General features: G+C 75.5%; 14 protein-coding genes and 1 pseudogene. 13 read left to right on the top strand and 2 right to left on the bottom strand.

The window, feature by feature from the left end:
* Nucleotides 1-85 precede the first annotated feature (85 nt).
* Nucleotides 86-805, bottom strand: a complete 720-nt coding sequence (locus AC2A1K_RS00290) for an MgtC/SapB family protein (protein WP_483894308.1) — start codon at nucleotides 803-805, stop codon at nucleotides 86-88.
* Between the two features lie 57 nt (nucleotides 806-862).
* Here AC2A1K_RS00290 and trmD point away from each other — a divergent pair, with 57 nt between their 5' ends.
* The 10 genes from trmD to AC2A1K_RS00240 all read left to right on the top strand — a co-directional run bounded on the left by trmD (nucleotide 863) and on the right by AC2A1K_RS00240 (nucleotide 11,266).
* Nucleotides 863-1,702 (top strand): tRNA (guanosine(37)-N1)-methyltransferase TrmD, encoded by an 840-nt coding sequence (trmD, locus tag AC2A1K_RS00285; protein WP_483894307.1) that lies wholly within the window; start codon nucleotides 863-865, stop codon nucleotides 1,700-1,702.
* Between the two features lie 99 nt (nucleotides 1,703-1,801).
* The gene (gene rplS / locus AC2A1K_RS00280) at nucleotides 1,802-2,161 is read left to right on the top strand and encodes a 50S ribosomal protein L19 (RefSeq protein WP_133824914.1); all 360 of its coding nucleotides are present in this window, start codon (nucleotides 1,802-1,804) and stop codon (nucleotides 2,159-2,161) included.
* A 936-nt stretch (nucleotides 2,162-3,097) separates the two neighbouring features.
* Nucleotides 3,098-4,162 carry a signal peptidase I gene (lepB, locus tag AC2A1K_RS00275; RefSeq protein ID WP_483894677.1) on the top strand — a complete coding sequence of 355 codons (1,065 nt, stop codon included), beginning with the start codon at nucleotides 3,098-3,100 and terminating at the stop codon, nucleotides 4,160-4,162.
* A gap of 110 nt (nucleotides 4,163-4,272) precedes the next feature.
* The gene (locus tag AC2A1K_RS00270; RefSeq protein ID WP_483894676.1) at nucleotides 4,273-5,088 is read left to right on the top strand and encodes a ribonuclease HII; all 816 of its coding nucleotides are present in this window, start codon (nucleotides 4,273-4,275) and stop codon (nucleotides 5,086-5,088) included.
* Nucleotides 5,085-5,405 carry a DUF2469 domain-containing protein gene (locus tag AC2A1K_RS00265; RefSeq protein WP_483894306.1) on the top strand — a complete coding sequence of 107 codons (321 nt, stop codon included), beginning with the start codon at nucleotides 5,085-5,087 and terminating at the stop codon, nucleotides 5,403-5,405. The genes AC2A1K_RS00270 and AC2A1K_RS00265 overlap by 4 nt, the downstream gene beginning before the upstream one ends.
* 163 nt (nucleotides 5,406-5,568) lie before the next feature.
* Nucleotides 5,569-5,973 carry a YraN family protein gene (locus tag AC2A1K_RS00260; protein ID WP_483894305.1) on the top strand — a complete coding sequence of 135 codons (405 nt, stop codon included), beginning with the start codon at nucleotides 5,569-5,571 and terminating at the stop codon, nucleotides 5,971-5,973.
* Between the two features lies 1 nt (nucleotide 5,974).
* Nucleotides 5,975-7,555, top strand: a complete 1,581-nt coding sequence (locus tag AC2A1K_RS00255) for a YifB family Mg chelatase-like AAA ATPase (RefSeq protein ID WP_483894304.1) — start codon at nucleotides 5,975-5,977, stop codon at nucleotides 7,553-7,555.
* Nucleotides 7,552-8,760 carry a DNA-processing protein DprA gene (gene dprA / locus AC2A1K_RS00250; protein WP_483894303.1) on the top strand — a complete coding sequence of 403 codons (1,209 nt, stop codon included), beginning with the start codon at nucleotides 7,552-7,554 and terminating at the stop codon, nucleotides 8,758-8,760. Before AC2A1K_RS00255 ends, dprA begins: the two co-directional genes overlap by 4 nt.
* Nucleotides 8,761-9,147: 387 nt before the next feature.
* Nucleotides 9,148-10,116, top strand: a complete 969-nt coding sequence (locus AC2A1K_RS00245; RefSeq protein ID WP_483894302.1) for a tyrosine-type recombinase/integrase — start codon at nucleotides 9,148-9,150, stop codon at nucleotides 10,114-10,116.
* Nucleotides 10,109-11,266: a FliA/WhiG family RNA polymerase sigma factor gene (locus AC2A1K_RS00240; protein ID WP_483894301.1), complete on the top strand. Its 1,158-nt coding sequence runs from the start codon at nucleotides 10,109-10,111 to the stop codon at nucleotides 11,264-11,266. Before AC2A1K_RS00245 ends, AC2A1K_RS00240 begins: the two co-directional genes overlap by 8 nt.
* Before the next feature lie 3 nt (nucleotides 11,267-11,269).
* Here the strand turns inward: AC2A1K_RS00240 and AC2A1K_RS00235 are convergent, their stop codons facing one another.
* Nucleotides 11,270-11,836, bottom strand: a complete 567-nt coding sequence (locus AC2A1K_RS00235; RefSeq protein WP_483894300.1) for a peptidoglycan DD-metalloendopeptidase family protein — start codon at nucleotides 11,834-11,836, stop codon at nucleotides 11,270-11,272.
* 312 nt (nucleotides 11,837-12,148) lie between these two features.
* Here AC2A1K_RS00235 and rpsB point away from each other — a divergent pair.
* The 3 genes and pseudogenes from rpsB to pyrH all read left to right on the top strand — a co-directional run.
* Nucleotides 12,149-13,012: pseudogene (gene rpsB, locus AC2A1K_RS00230) on the top strand (30S ribosomal protein S2); the annotation flags it as partial.
* Between the two features lie 191 nt (nucleotides 13,013-13,203).
* Nucleotides 13,204-14,028, top strand: a complete 825-nt coding sequence (tsf, locus tag AC2A1K_RS00225) for a translation elongation factor Ts (RefSeq protein WP_483894299.1) — start codon at nucleotides 13,204-13,206, stop codon at nucleotides 14,026-14,028.
* A gap of 114 nt (nucleotides 14,029-14,142) precedes the next feature.
* A complete protein-coding gene (gene pyrH / locus AC2A1K_RS00220; protein ID WP_483894675.1) occupies nucleotides 14,143-14,889 on the top strand; it encodes a UMP kinase in 747 nt (248 codons plus the stop codon).
* Nucleotides 14,890-14,899 lie beyond the last annotated feature (10 nt).

Raw genomic sequence — 14,899 nt, 5'->3', positions numbered from 1 at the left:
GCGGGCGGGACCTCCCCGGGGGCCAGCGGCAGCGGCCGGCGGTGGCCCGCGGGCTCGCCGGCTCACTCGATCTGGCTGCGGGTGGTCAGTCCTCCTCGGCGGGCACCCCCACGGCGAGCACCCCGGGCAGTTCCGAGAGCTCGCCGGACAGGGGTGCGAGCGACCCGCGGCCGGTGAGCGAGAGCGTCACCGAGGCCACGCGCTGGGTCCCCTCGACGGCGTCGGTCGCGTCCTCGCGGTCGACGTGCATGCCGGCCACCGCGAAGCCGCGCTCGGTGCAGACCGAAATGACCGCGCGCAGCACCCCGCGCCCGTCGGCGTAGGAGAGGTTGACGTCGCGCGGCACCGTCGACGAGCGCGTGACCCGGCGGGCGAGCGGGCGATAGCCCCGCGTCACGAGGTAGTGCACGGCGGTGCCGCCGATGGCGAGCAACGGTAGGCCCGCACCGCACGCCGTCCCCACCGCCGCCGCGGTCCAGACCGTCGCCGCGGTCGTGAGCCCGCGGACGGCGTCGCGGCGCACGAAGATCAGCCCGCCGCCGATGAACCCGATGCCGGACACGATCTGGGCCGCGACGCGCGAGGGGTCCAGCGCGATGTCGGGGGAGGAGAGCAGGTCGTTGAACCCGTACTTCGAGATCAGCATGAACGCCGCCGAGCCCACGCCGACGAGCGTGTGCGTCCGGAGGCCGGCGCTCTTCGCCGCGAGCTCGCGCTCGAGGCCGATGAGCGTGCACAGCACCACCGCCAGCCCGAGCGGCGCGAGCAGGCGCCACTCCTGCGGGTAGGACAGGAACTGCTCCACCCCTCGCCACCTCCTCTGCGCGTGCGGTCTCGTCCGGGCAGGGCAGGATCGTGCCCGATGCGCATCGACGTCGTCACGATCTTCCCGGGTTACCTCGCCCCGCTCGACGAGGCCATCGTCGGCCGGGCGCGGCGGGCCGGCCTGCTCGACGTCCGCGTCCACGACCTGCGCGGTTGGGCGTCCGGCGTGCACAAGGCGGTCGACGACTCGCCCTACGGCGGCGGCCCCGGGATGCTGATGACCGCACCGGTGTGGGGTGCGGCACTCGACGAGGTGGCCGGCTCGGGGGACGCCGTGCCCCGCCTGCTCGTCCCCACCCCGGCCGGCGCGCCGCTGACCCAGGAGCGCGTGGCGGGATGGGCGCGCGAGCCGTGGCTCGTGCTCGCCTGCGGACGCTACGAGGGCATCGACGCCCGTGTGCTGTCCGACGCCCGCCGGCGGATGCCCGTCGAGGAGGTCTCGCTCGGCGACTACGTGCTCGCGGGCGGGGAGGTCGCCGCCCTGGTGGTCGTCGAGGCCGTGTCCCGGCTCGTCCCGGGCGTGCTGGGCAACCCGGCGTCGGCGGAGCTGGACAGCTTCTCCGACGGCTTGTTGGAGGCCCCGGCCTACACGCGCCCCGAGACCTGGCGGGACCTCGACGTGCCCGACGTCCTGCGCGGCGGCAACCACGCCCTCGTCGACCGGTGGCGCCGCGACCGCTCGCTCGAGCGCACCGCCGCCCTGCGCCCCGACCTGCTCGACGCGCTGCTCGCGCGGTACGGCGCCGACGCCTTCGACGCCCGCGACCGCGAGGTGCTGGTCGCGTGCGGGTACGACCCGCTCCACGGGGCGCGACCGGCGGCATGGCAGACTGGGGAGGTTGCCGCGGACGGCGCACGGCCCGATCAGGGTCGGTGAACGCCGCGCCGCGCCCGAGAACCGTTTCTCCTCGGCAGCCCAGGCCGCCCCTTCGGCGGGCCCTGGCACCGGGGCCGTGAGACCGCGAGGACGCTGACGATGAACGCCCTGGACGAGCTCGACGCCAAGTCGCTGCGCTCCGACATCCCCGACTTCCGTGCCGGGGACACCGTGAAGGTGCACGTCCGGGTAATCGAGGGTTCACGCTCTCGTGTACAGGTCTTCCAGGGTGTCGTGATCCGCCGGCACGGAGGTGGCCTGCGCGAGACGTTCACCGTCCGCAAGGTCTCCTTCGGCGTCGGGGTGGAGCGCACGTTCCCGGTCCACTCGCCCAACATCGCGGAGATCGAGGTCGTCACGCGCGGTGACGTCCGTCGCGCGAAGCTGTACTACCTCCGTGAGCGTCGGGGCAAGGCCGCGAAGATCCGCGAGAAGCGCGAGACCACGCCGGCGTCCTGAGCCGACGTGACCCGGTCTCCTAACCTGTAGCGCGTGCGTCCCCAGGAGCCAGGCGGGCCCCCGTTCCGCGTCCACGGAACGGGCGGCGAGACGACGCGTACGGACGCGTCCGGACGTCACGCCCACGCGCGGGACGACGACGATTCCGCGGTCGATCCCTACGGCGACGTCCCCGGCCCCGGACCGGCCGCAGCGGCACCCTACGGCTCGTCGGGCTGGAGCGGATCCGACCGTCCCGGGGGCGGCGACGCGGCGTACGGCGAGGTCCCGGGCTACGGCGACGCTCAGGGGAACGGGCGGGGGAACGGCCGGGGGAACGGGCACCGTGCCGACCACGGCGACGGGCTCCCGTCCGGCGACGACGACGTCCCGGCCAACGGCCGGTCGTCGGCCCCGGAGCCCGGCCACGCGGGCGACGGCCACGGGGCCACCGGGAACGGGTACGGGAACGCCTACGGTGACCCCGCGATCGGCATGAACGGCCGGTCGGCGCCGGGACCGTCCGACACCCTCGGCCGCGGCCATCCGGCTCCCTCCGGCTCCACCGCGCCGCCCGGAGGCCCGTGGGGGTCGGAGTGGGGCACAGGACGGCCGTCCGCGCCGGCCCAGGCCCCGCCGGACCGGCCCGGACCGGCGCATTTCCCGCCCGCCCCGTCCGCGCCCGCCCCGTCCGCGCCCGCCCCGTCCGCCCCACAGAGTGCGCCACAGGGTGCGCCCGGGGGCCCGCCCCCGTACGGTCCGCAACAGGGCAACGGTCACGCCGGTCACGCCGGTCACGCCGGTCGTCCCGTCTCCCCGCCCCCGCCCCCGGCCCCGCCCGGGCCGCCGCCGGGGCGGACACCGGGACCCACCTCGGGACCCACCTCGGGTCCGACCGCGGCGGCCGCCGGTGGTGGGGCGGGCACCGAGGCGGCGCCGAGCGCCGCCGACAGCAGCCTGGCCGGGGCCGACGGGTTCGCCTCGCGGGCCCCGCGACGCCGCGAGGACACGCCCTCGTCGTCGACGACGGCGACCACCACGGCGCTCACCGGCGGCGCCGGGGTCGGACCGGGGCGCCACCGCCGCGCCGGCACCGGGCCGGGACGTGACGACGAGGCCGTCGACGAGGCCGAGGAGGTCGGCCGCTCCGGACGTCACGGCGGCGACAAGGGCGGGCGCAAGGGCGGCAAGCAGAAGAAGAAGGGATCGTTCTGGCGCGAGCTCCCGCTGCTCATCGTCGTCGCGGTCGTCCTGACCTTCGTCATCCAGACGTTCCTCGCCCGGATCTACGTCATCCCGTCGGCGTCGATGGAGCAGACGCTCCACGGCTGCCACGGCTGCGCCAACGACCGCGTCGCCGTCGACAAGCTCACCTACCGGTTCTCCGACCCCTCGCCCGGTGACGTCGTCGTCTTCCGCGGGCCGCCGACGTGGGGGGACAACGGCGAGGTCGCCGGCGAGCAGCCGTCCGGGAACGTGCTGGTCCGCGGCCTGCAGAGCGGGCTGTCGCTGGTCGGGCTCGCGCCGCCCAACGAGAAGGACTTCGTCAAGCGCGTCATCGCCACCGGCGGCCAGACCGTCGCGTGCTGCGACCCGCAGAACCGCGTCACGGTGGACGGCCAGCCGCTCGACGAGCCCTACATCTACTACCAGCCCAACCTCGGTCGCACCCAGGCGGACTTCGCGCCGGTGCGTGTGCCCGAGGGCCAGCTGTGGGTGATGGGCGACAACCGCAACAACTCGGCCGACGCCCGCGTGCACGGCCCGATCGGTGTCACCGACGTCATCGGCAAGGCCCGGGTCATCGTGCTGCCGGTCGGCCGGTGGGGCGGCGTGCCCGACACCGACCCGCAGGCCCGCCCGTCCGCGCTCGGTGCTCCCGTGTGGACGTCCGGGGCGCCGCTCGCGGCCGGTGTGCTGGGTGCCGTCCCGCTCGTCGTGGTCACCCGGCGGCTGCGCAGCCGGTGGACGTCGCAGGGCGGCTGGACCTCCGCTCCTCCGTCCCCCGATCCCGGCCGGTGACCGCGGGAGACGCAGCGGAGCGGAGCTCGACCTCCGACTCCGGCTACGACGCGGGCCGGCGGCGCGGCGCCGGCCGCACCGGGCGGGGGCCCGCCCGTCGCCGCACGCCGCTGCCGCCGCGCACGGGCGTCCAGCCGCCGCGGGCGATCGTGCGGCGCAGCACCGAGAGCTGGGCGCTGCAGTCGGCCCTCGAGCGCCACGGCCTCGGACCGGTGGTCGGGGTCGACGAGGCCGGACGCGGTGCGTGCGCGGGCCCGCTCGCCGTGGCGGCCTGCATCCTGCGGCCCGGCGACGCCAAGCGGTTCGAGGGCCTCACCGACTCCAAGCTGCTCACCCTCGAGGAGCGCGAGCGCTTCGCCCGGCTCATCCAGCGGCGGGCGCTCGACTGGCGCGTCGTCCTCGTCGACCCCCCGGAGGTCGACCGCCGGGGGGTGCACATCGCGAACATCGACGGCATGCGCCGGGCCGTGGCGCGCCTCGACGTGCGCCCCGGCTACGTGCTCACCGACGGATTCCCGGTCACCGGCTTCGGCGTGCCCTCGCTCGCCGTGCCCAAGGGCGACCTGGCGGCGGCCTGCGTGGCCGCCGCGTCGGTGCTCGCGAAGGTCACGCGTGACCGGTTGATGACCGCGCTGCACGACCGGCATCCGGAGTACCGGTTCGACCTCCACAAGGGCTACTGCACACCGACGCACAACGCAGCGCTCACCGAGCACGGTCCGAGCGCGGACCACCGCTACAGCTTCGTCAACGTGGCCGCCGCCGCACGGGGCCGGAGCCCGGACGGACTCCCGGCGGGCGTGCGCCACAATGGTCCGGTGACCGTCCACGACGTGTCCGCCGAGAGCGGGGAGGCCGACGAGCTCGTGGCGCTCGAAGACGCGGTGTTCGACGAGCCCGAGGACATGGGGGGAGAGGCGCGATGAGCGCGGAGGATCTCGAGAAGTACGAGACCGACATGGAGCTCTCGCTCTACCGCGAGTACCGCGACATCGTCTCGCAGTTCTCCTACGTCGTGGAGACCGAGCGCCGGTTCTACCTGGCCAACTCGGTGGACGTGGCCGTGCGCAACGCCGACGGCGAGGTCTACTTCGAGGTCACCATGGCCGACGCCTGGGTCTGGGACATGTACCGGCCGGCCCGCTTCGTCAAGAACGTGCGCGTCGTGACGTTCAAGGACGTCAACGTCGAGGAGCTGGAGAAGCCCGACCTCCGCCTCGACGAAGGCCCCTTCAGCGGCTGACGCTGCTCCATCCGGCCCGATAGCGGGCCCACCACGACGCCGGTCCGTCCCCACCCCGCCCGGTTGTCCCCAGGCGCCGAAGCGGCACTGACGCTCGCCGCCCCGCGCCCGCCACGCTCGATCCCACCGCCGGACCGCCCGGCGAGGACGAGGGGGCCGGGTCATGACCACCACGCGCGCCGTCACCGGCGAGCCGCCACCCGACGACCGACGGACCCTGGGGCGCCGCGGCGAGGACGTGGCCGCCGAGCACCTCGCGGCCCGCGGACTGACGGTGCTCGACCGCAATTGGCGCTGTCGCGAGGGCGAACTGGATCTCGTGGCCGTCGACGGCGGCGTGCTCGTCGTCGCCGAGGTGAAGACGCGCTCGGGCACCGGGTTCGGACCGCCCGCCGAGGCCGTGACGCGAGTGAAGGCGGCCCGCATCCGGCGGCTCGCGCAGCGCTGGCTCGCCGAGCGCCACACCACCGGTGGGTCGGGCTTCGACGAGGTGCGGTTCGACGTGCTCGCCGTGCTCGTGCCCCCCGGAGCGTCCCCGCAGGTCGAGCACTACGAGGGGGCGTTCTGACGTGGCGCTCGCGTGCGCGTGGTCGATCGGGCTGCGCGGGGTCGACGGGGAGGTCGTCGAGATCGAGGCCGACATCGGCCAGGGCCTGCCCGCCGTGTCGCTGGTGGGGCTCCCGGACGCGGCGCTCGCGGAGTCGCGCGACCGGGTGCGGGCCGCGGTCGTCAACTCCGGGGAGACCTGGCCGGCCCGGCGCATCACGCTCGCCCTCTCCCCGGCGACGCTGCACAAGCAGGGGAGCGGGTACGACCTCGCGCTCGCGTGTTCGGTGCTCGCGGCGGCGCGGGCGGTGCCGCTGGCGGCGCTGCGCGGCGTGGTGCTCCTCGGCGAGCTGGCCCTCGACGGGCGGGTGCGCGGGGTCCGCGGCGTGCTGCCGGCGCTCCTGGCCGCCCGGCGGCTCGGGGTGGCGCAGGTCGTGGTGCCGGCGGCGGCCGCGGTGGAGGCGGGCCTGGTCGAGGGGCTCGAGGTGCTCGGCGCCGAGCACCTCTCCGACGTGCTGGCCTGGCTGCGGGGCGACCGCGGGCGCCTGCTCCCGGTGCGCGGCGGGGTACGCCTACAGGGCGGCGGTCCCCGCGAGGACCTCGCCGACGTCGTGGGGCAGCTCGCCGCCCGTCGCGCGGTGGAGGTGGCCGCGGCCGGCGGACACCACCTGCTGATGGTGGGCCCGCCGGGGTCGGGCAAGACGATGCTGGCACGCCGGATGACCGGCCTGCTGCCCGACCTCGACCTCGACTCGGCGCTGCAGGTGGCGACGGTCCGGTCGCTGGCGGGCGCGCTCGACCCGCAGGAGGCGCTCCCGGCGACGCCGCCGTTCGTGGCCCCGCACCACTCGGTGTCCTCGGCGGCCCTGATCGGCGGCGGCAGCGGGCTGGCCCGCCCGGGCGCGGCGTCGCTGGCGCACCGGGGCGTGCTCTTCCTCGACGAGATCTACGAGTTCGGTCCGCACGTGCTGGAGATGCTGCGCACGCCGCTGGAGGAGGGGGAGGTCCGGCTGGCCCGCACCGACGGGGCGGTGCGCTACCCGGCGCGGTTCCAGCTGGTGATGGCCGCGAACCCGTGTCCGTGCGCGCCGCCCAAGCCGACCGACTGCACGTGCTCGAGCCTCGAGAAGCGCCGCTACACCCAGCGCCTGTCCGGTCCGATGCTCGACCGCGTCGACCTGCAGGTCACGCTGCAGGCGGTCGAGGCCCTGTCGTGGGACGGCGTCTCGGCCCCGGTGCTCGAGGAGGCGCCCGAGACCACGGCGTCGGTGCGGACCCGGGTGCTCGCGGCCAGGGCGGCGGCGCGCGAGCGGTGGCGCGACGCCGGATGGCGCACCAACGCCGAGGTCCCTGGTCCCGAGCTGCGCCGGCGCGGGCGCCTGCCCCGGACGGCCACCGAGCTCCTCGAGCGCCAGCTGCGCTCGGGGACGATGACCGCACGCGGCGTCGACCGTGCCCTGCGGGTCGCGTGGACGGTGGCGGACCTCCGCGGCGCGCCGGGCCCCGAGCTGCCCGACATCGAGGAGGCCGTCGGGTTCAAGGGCTTCGTCGGCGCGGGCGGGTCCGGCGGTGGGCCCGGGGCACACGGCGAGGAGGTGGCGTGAGCACCCCGCGCGGGGACGCCCTGGCGGTCGATCCGGAGGTGCTGCTCGCTCGGGCGTACCTCTCGCGGGTCGCCGAGCCGCCCGCGGTGGCCCTGGCCGCCTTCGTCGACGAGATCGGGCCCGTCGTCGCCGCCCGGCGGATCCGCGACGGGGTCACCGACGGGCCGGGCGCGCTGCCGCCCGCGGTCGCCCGGGAGACCTCGGCGCGGCGGGGCACCGACCGGGCGGAGGCCGACCTCGCGCTGCTCGCCGCCCGGGGCGGGCGGCTGATCGTGCCCGAGGACCCGGAGTGGCCCGCCGCGGCGCTCGCCGGGCTCGGCGTCGTGGCGGGACCGGACGGGGCGCCGGGGCTCGACGGACCCGCGGCCCGCGACGGCCCGGCCGAGCCGCTGGCGCTGTGGGCCCGGGGCCCGCGGCGCCTCGACGCCGGGCCGTCCGGCTGGGTCGCCGTCGTCGGCGCGCGGGCTGCGAGCGAGTACGGCCTGTGGGTCGCGCGTGACTGGTCCGCGGAGCTCGCCGACCGGGGCGCCACCGTGGTGTCGGGCGCCGCGCTGGGGATCGACGGCGCGGCCCACCGCGGGGCGCTGGCGGTCGGGGGCGACACGGTGGCGGTGCTCGCCTGCGGGATCGACCGCACCTACCCGCCGAAGCACGCGACGCTGCTCGACCACATCAGCCGGCGCGGGCTGGTGCTCACCGAGTACCCGCCCGGGGCCACGCCCGCGCGCCACCGGTTCCTCGTGCGGAACCGGATCATCGCGGCGCTCACGGCGGGGACGCTGGTGGTCGAGGCGGCGGTCCGGTCGGGCGCCCTGCGGACCGCACTCGTGGCGGGCGCGCTGGGGCGCGCGGTGATGGTGGTGCCCGGCCCGGTCACGTCGGCGATGTCGCTGGGGTGTCACGAGCTCGCGCGCCGGCCGGAGGTGTCGGTCGTCGGCCGGGTGGAGCACGTCGTCGAGGAGGTGAGTCCAGTGGGGGACGGCCTCGCCCCTCCACCGTGTACCCCCACGCGTCCGACGGACGGTCTTGACCCCGGGGCCGTGCGTGTGCGTGAGGCGCTACCCCTCCACGCGGCGCGCACAGCGGTACGTCTGGCCCACGACGCCGGGGTCGACTTCGCGGAGGCGGACACCCACTTGAGGGATCTCGAGGCCCGCGGGCTCGTCGTGGAGGACGCTGGGCGGTGGCGTCGCCGACCCGGGTGAACAGGCACAGCGCGACGAACGGTTGCAGAGCGCGACGAGTGGAACCGCTCCCCGACCGTGGCCGACGGTCACCGAACGCGGTGCGGCGGTGCTTGACCGTGAGCGCTCGGCTCGGGAGTCTTCACGGCGATGACCGGCACGTTCTCTTCCGACGACGCACCTCGACGGCTGCCCGCGCCGTCGCGGTCACCCGGTCGAGGGGCCTCTCGTGAGTTCCCCTTCGACCCGGTCACGTCGTCACGCTCCGCGTTCGCCGCGTCGGGTGGAGCGGGGGCGTCGGGCGGGGAGCGGCCGGGAGAACCGACCGCCCCGGACGCTGCGTGTCATGTTGCGGACGACCGATCGCCGGCGCGCACCGCGGACGACCCGGCGGCCGCGGCCGCGGCCGTGCCGGCGCCGCGGCGGGGGAGCGGGTCCGGCAGCAGTTCCGCGCACCTCGCGGCCTTCGAGGCGCACCTGCGCTACGAGCGGGCGCTCTCGCCGCACACGGTCCGCGCCTACCTCGGTGACGTGACCTCCCTGCTCGGCCACCTGCGCGCAGGCAACGAGAACGACGAGAACGACGAGGACGAGGACGCGCCGCTCGACCTCGGCACGCTCGACCTCGCCGGCCTGCGCGCCTGGCTCGCCGCCGTCCGGGCCCGGGGCGCGAGCCGCACGACGCTCGCGCGTCGAGCGGCGGCGGCCCGCACGTTCACCGCCTGGGCCGCCCGCACCGGACGCGCGGCCACGGACGTGGGCGCCCGGCTCGCCTCGCCGCGGGCCCACCGGCGGCTGCCGGAGGTGCTGCGCGCCGACCAGGCGGCCGCGGCCCTGCAGGCGGCGGCCTCGGGGGCCGCGGAGGGCGATCCCGTCGCGCTGCGCGACCACCTGCTGCTGGAGCTGCTCTACGCGACCGGTGTCCGGGTCGCGGAGCTGTGCGGGCTGGACGTCGACGACGTCGACGACGGCCGCCGCACGCTGCGGGTGCTCGGCAAGGGCGGCAAGGAGCGCACCGTCGTCTACGGCGCCCCGGCGGCCACCGCGCTCGACGCCTGGCGCCGGGAGGGGCGCCCGGCGCTCGCCGTCCCGACGTCACCACCGGCGCTCCTGCTCGGGGCCCGCGGCGGCCGGCTCGACCAGCGCATCGCGCGCCGGGTCGTGCACGACGCCGCCGGTGCCGTCCCGGGGGCACCCGACATCGCGCCGCACGGGCTCCGGCACTCGGCGGCGACACACCTGCTCGAGGGGGGAGCGGACTTGAGGAGCGTCCAGGAGTTGCTGGGGCACGCGTCCCCGGCCACGACACAGCTGTACACGCACGTGTCCGCCGAGCGGCTGCGGGCCGTCCACGACACCGCCCACCCTCGTGCCTGAGGGGTGGAGCGGCGCCGCGGCGGGCACGATGTCCGCCGACGCGCCGCGGACCGGCTCTCAGAACGGACCGCAGACCGGCTCCCAGGACGGACCGCGGACCGGACCGCGGACCGGACCGCTGCCCGCCCTGCCCGGGTCCGACTCCGACGCCGCCGTGCGCGCCGCCGGGGCGGCCGCGCGCACCCCGCGCCGACGGGCTCCCGAGCGTGGCCGGCCGCCGGGCCCGGACACCGACGGCGCGACGGCCCTGGCGCCGGTGCCGGCCCCGGCCGACGGGTCGCGCGACCAGGGCCCCGCACCGGCCGAGCACGTGCTCCCGGCGACGCTCGGCGGCGCGACGCCGGGCGGCGCGGACGAGGAGGCGATGGTCGAGGCCGGTATCGCCGAGCTCTGGGCCGCGTACGCCGACGACCCGCGCAAGTCGACCAAGGACCGGCTGGTGCTGCACTACGCGCCGCTGGTCAAGTACGTCGCCGGCCGCGTGGGCACGGGTCTGCCCGCCCACGTGGACGTCGCCGACCTCATCCAGTGCGGGATCTTCGGTCTCGTCGACGCCATCGAGCGCTTCGAGCCGGACCGCGGCCGGAAGTTCGAGGTCTACGCGATGCAGCGCATCCGCGGCGCGATCCTCGACGAGCTGCGCTCCCAGGACTGGGTGCCGCGCTCGGTGCGGTCCCGCGCCCGCGAGATCGAGCGGGCCATCGAGCGCCTCGAAGGCCGCGAGCAGCGCTCGTGCAGCGACTCCGAGCTCGCCGCCGAGCTGGAGACCTCGACCGAGGACCTCCGCTCGACGTTCGGGCAGATCGCGATGACCAGCGTCGCCGCGCTCGACGAACTCGTCGCGGCCGGACGCGGCGGCGGCTCGGTGGACGGGGCGACGGCGCCGTCGCTGGCCGAGTCGCTGCCCGACACCGGCGCCGAGGACCCGCTCTCGGCCATGGAGGACCGGGAGACCCGCCGCCTGCTCGCCGAGGCGGTCGGGCAGCTCGCCGAGCGGGACCGCACCGTGGTCGGTCTCTACTACTTCGAGAACCTGACCCTCGCCGAGATCGGGCGGGTCCTCGGGGTCACCGAGTCGCGGGTCTGCCAGCTGCACACCCGCGCGGTGATGCGCCTGCGCGCCCGGCTCGCCGAGCTGCAGCACGCCTGACGCTCACGGGTCGGTCGGCAGCAGCCGCACCCGGCCGAGTCCGAGCAGCAGGAGCGGGTCGAGGTACTCGAGCGCGCCGGCGGAGCGGTCGGCCGACGGTCGCCGCAGGCCCCAGTGCAGGCAGGCGGCGGCGGGACAGCCACGGTGCCCGGGTTCCAGGGCGCCCAGGGCGTCGCCGCGCCGGACCGCCGCGCCCGGGGCGACCGTGACCGCCACCGGCTCGTAGGTCGTGCGCAGGCCGCCGGCGTGCTCCACCGAGACCACCCCGCGCCCGGCCACCCGCCCGGCGAACACCACCACGCCGTCGCCCGCGGCGATCACCGCCAGCCCGGGCCGGCCCGCCACGTCGGCGCCCCGGTGCCCGCGGCCGTAGTAGTGCGGCGGCGGGTCGAACAGCCGCGTCACCGCACCCGGGGTGCCGGACGACGCCGGGGCGCCGCGGCCGTCCACCCCGGCCAGCGGCCACCCGAAGGCGCCGGCCGGCACGACCGGCGGTGGTGCGGGCGCGGCCCGGGCCGGCGCGGCCAGCACCAGAGCGAGGGCGACGAGGGCGAGGAGACAACGTTTCACACGGACTTGGACGCAGCCGGCGCCCCCGCGGCTCCATCGGCGCCCGCGGGGAGGTGGGGGAGGGCTCGCGGGTACACTCGTGACCAGCGGTCCGTCGTCTCCGCGTCCGCGCGGGGGGCAACGGGCCGACTTCGCGTGCCCTCTCAAGCGTCGCCACGTGCAGCGCTGCCAGAGCCGCATCCGGGCGGTCCCGCGTCAGCGGGTTCCGGATCGGCCACGAGGGCACCAGGGCGGCGGCCCGACCGGGACCGTCGCGACAACCGCCAGGCCTGGTCACGAGCACCGGGCCGCTGAGAGAGGTAGTTCCACCGCATGGCCGTCGTCACGATGCGCCAGCTGCTGGACTCCGGTGTCCACTTCGGTCACCAGACCCGCCGCTGGAACCCCAAGATGCGCCGCTTCATCTTCACCGAGCGCAACGGCATCTACATCATCGACCTGCAGCAGACGCTGTCCTACGTCGATCGCGCCTACGAGTTCGTCAAGCAGACCGTCGCCCACGGCGGCACGGTGCTCTTCGTCGGCACGAAGAAGCAGGCCCAGGAGGCCATCGACGAGCAGGCGCGTCGCGTCGGCATGCCGTTCGTGAACCAGCGCTGGCTGGGCGGCATGCTCACCAACTTCACCACCGTGCACAAGCGCCTCCAGCGCCTCAAGGAGCTGGAGGCCATGGAGCAGAGCGGGGGGTTCGAGGGTCGCACCAAGAAGGAGATCCTCATGCTCACCCGCGAGCACGACAAGCTCGAGAAGACGCTCGGCGGTATCCGCGACATGGGCCGTGTGCCGAGCGCGGTGTGGGTGGTCGACACCAAGAAGGAGCACATCGCGGTCGGCGAGGCCCGGAAGCTCAACATCCCGGTCGTCGCCATCCTCGACACCAACTGCGACCCGGACGAGGTCGACTACCCGATCCCGGGCAACGACGACGCCATCCGTTCGGCGGCGCTGCTGACCCGGGTGGTCGCCCAGGCGTGCGCCGACGGGCTGCAGGCCCGCGGCCAGCGCGACGGCGGCGGCGAGCGCGGCGAGGACGAGCCGCTGGCCGAGTGGGAGCAGGAGCTCATGGCCCAGGGTGGTGACGGCGCCAGCGCGCCGACCGGCCTGGAGCAGGGCAGCACCAGCTCCGCGACGGACGCGCCCGGCGACGCACCGGTCGCCACGCCGGAGGCCGAGGAGACGACCAACGCGATCGGCGACGACACCACGCCGGTCAGCCGCCCCGAGCGCACCGGCGGCACCGTCGACGCGAACTCCGAGAGCGACGACAACGCCATCGCGGCGGCGCCCGAGGCCGGTCAGGTCAACGGCACCCCGCAGAGCTGACCCCCACAGAGCCGCAAGACAAGAGGACGGACGAGAGCCGCACCATGGCGAACTACACCGCTGCGGACGTGAAGGCACTCCGGGACCTCACCGGGTCCGGGATGATGGACTGCAAGAAGGCCCTCGAGGAGAACGAGGGCGACATGGACAAGGCCGTCGAGGCCCTGCGCATCAAGGGTGCGAAGGACGTCGGCAAGCGGGCCGGCCGCACCACCGCCAACGGCGTGGTGGCCGCCCGGGACGGCGCGATGATCGAGCTCAACTCCGAGACCGACTTCGTCGCCAAGAACGCCGACTTCGTCCAGCTCGCCGAGGACATCCTCGGGGTGGCCCTGTCGAGCGGCACCAAGGACCTCGAGTCCCTCAAGGCCGCCTCGCTCGGTGAGGGCACGGTCGAGGACAAGGTCCAGGAGCTCTCGGCGCGCATCGGCGAGAAGCTCGAGCTGCGCCGCGTCGCGCTGCTCGACGGCCCGACCGCGACCTACCTGCACCGCCGGTCCTCGGACCTGCCGCCGGCCATCGGCGTCGTCGTCGCCTACACCGGCGACGGCGACGAGGCGGCCGAGGGCGCCCGCGGGGCGGCCATGCAGGTCGCGGCCGCGCGTCCGCTCTACACCACCCGCGACGAGGTCCCCGCGGACGTGGTGGAGAACGAGAAGCGCATCGCCGAGGCCACCGCCCGCGAGGAGGGCAAGCCCGAGAAGATCCTCGAGAAGATCGTCGAGGGTCGCCTGGGCGGCTACTACAAGGACACCGTCCTGCTCGAGCAGGAATCGGTGTCGGTGGACAAGAAGACGGTCGGCAAGGTGCTGGAGGAGGCGGGCGTCACCGTCCGCACCTTCGCGCGCTTCGAGGTCGGCCAGCCCTGAGATGCGCGGGGCGGGGCCGGGCACGCGCCCGGCCCCCCCCCCCACGCTCGCCCCTACGCCCTGCCCTGCACGTCCCCGTCGGTGGGAGGAGAGCGCGTGGCCAGTCCCCAGACCGTGTCGGACGCCGGCCCCGAGGCCCGTTCCGGTCATCGCCGGGTCCTGCTCAAGCTCGGTGGCGAGATGTTCGGCGGCGGCGGGGTCGGCGTCGACCCGGTCGTCGTGCAGACCGTCGCCCGCCAGATCGCCGACGTCGTGGCCTCCGGCATCGAGATCGCCGTCGTCATCGGCGGCGGCAACTTCTTCCGCGGCGAGGAGCTGCACCGCTACGGCATGCAGCGCCAGCGCGCGGACTACATGGGCATGCTCGGCACGGTCATGAACTGCCTGGCCCTCCAGGACTTCCTCGAGCGCGAGCACCACATCGACACCCGGGTGCAGACCGCGATCACCATGGGCCAGGTCGCCGAGTCGTACATCCCGCGCCGGGCCATGCGCCACCTCGAGAAGGGCCGCGTGGTCATCTTCGGCGCCGGGGTGGGCATGCCCTACTTCTCCACCGACACGACCGCCGCGCAGCGCGCGCTGGAGATCGAGTGCGAGATCGTGCTGCTCGCCAAGGGCGTTGACGGGGTCTACACCGCCGACCCCAAGCTCGACCCCACGGCGACGATGTTCCACGAGATCTCCCACCGCGAGGTGCTGGAGAAGGGGCTCAAGGTCGCGGACGCGACCGCGTTCAGCCTCTGCATGGACAACAACATGCCGATCATGGTGTTCAACCTGCTGGTCGACGGGAACATCGCACGCGCGGTGCGGGGTGAGAGGATCGGCACGCTGGTCCACACACCCTCCGGCCCCTGAGGAGAGGCGA

This window comes from Actinomycetospora sp. 2LY8.5, assembly GCF_057180585.1.
The sequence above is the reverse complement of the archived record's forward strand: the minus strand, read 5'-3'. Positions and strand labels throughout refer to the sequence as shown.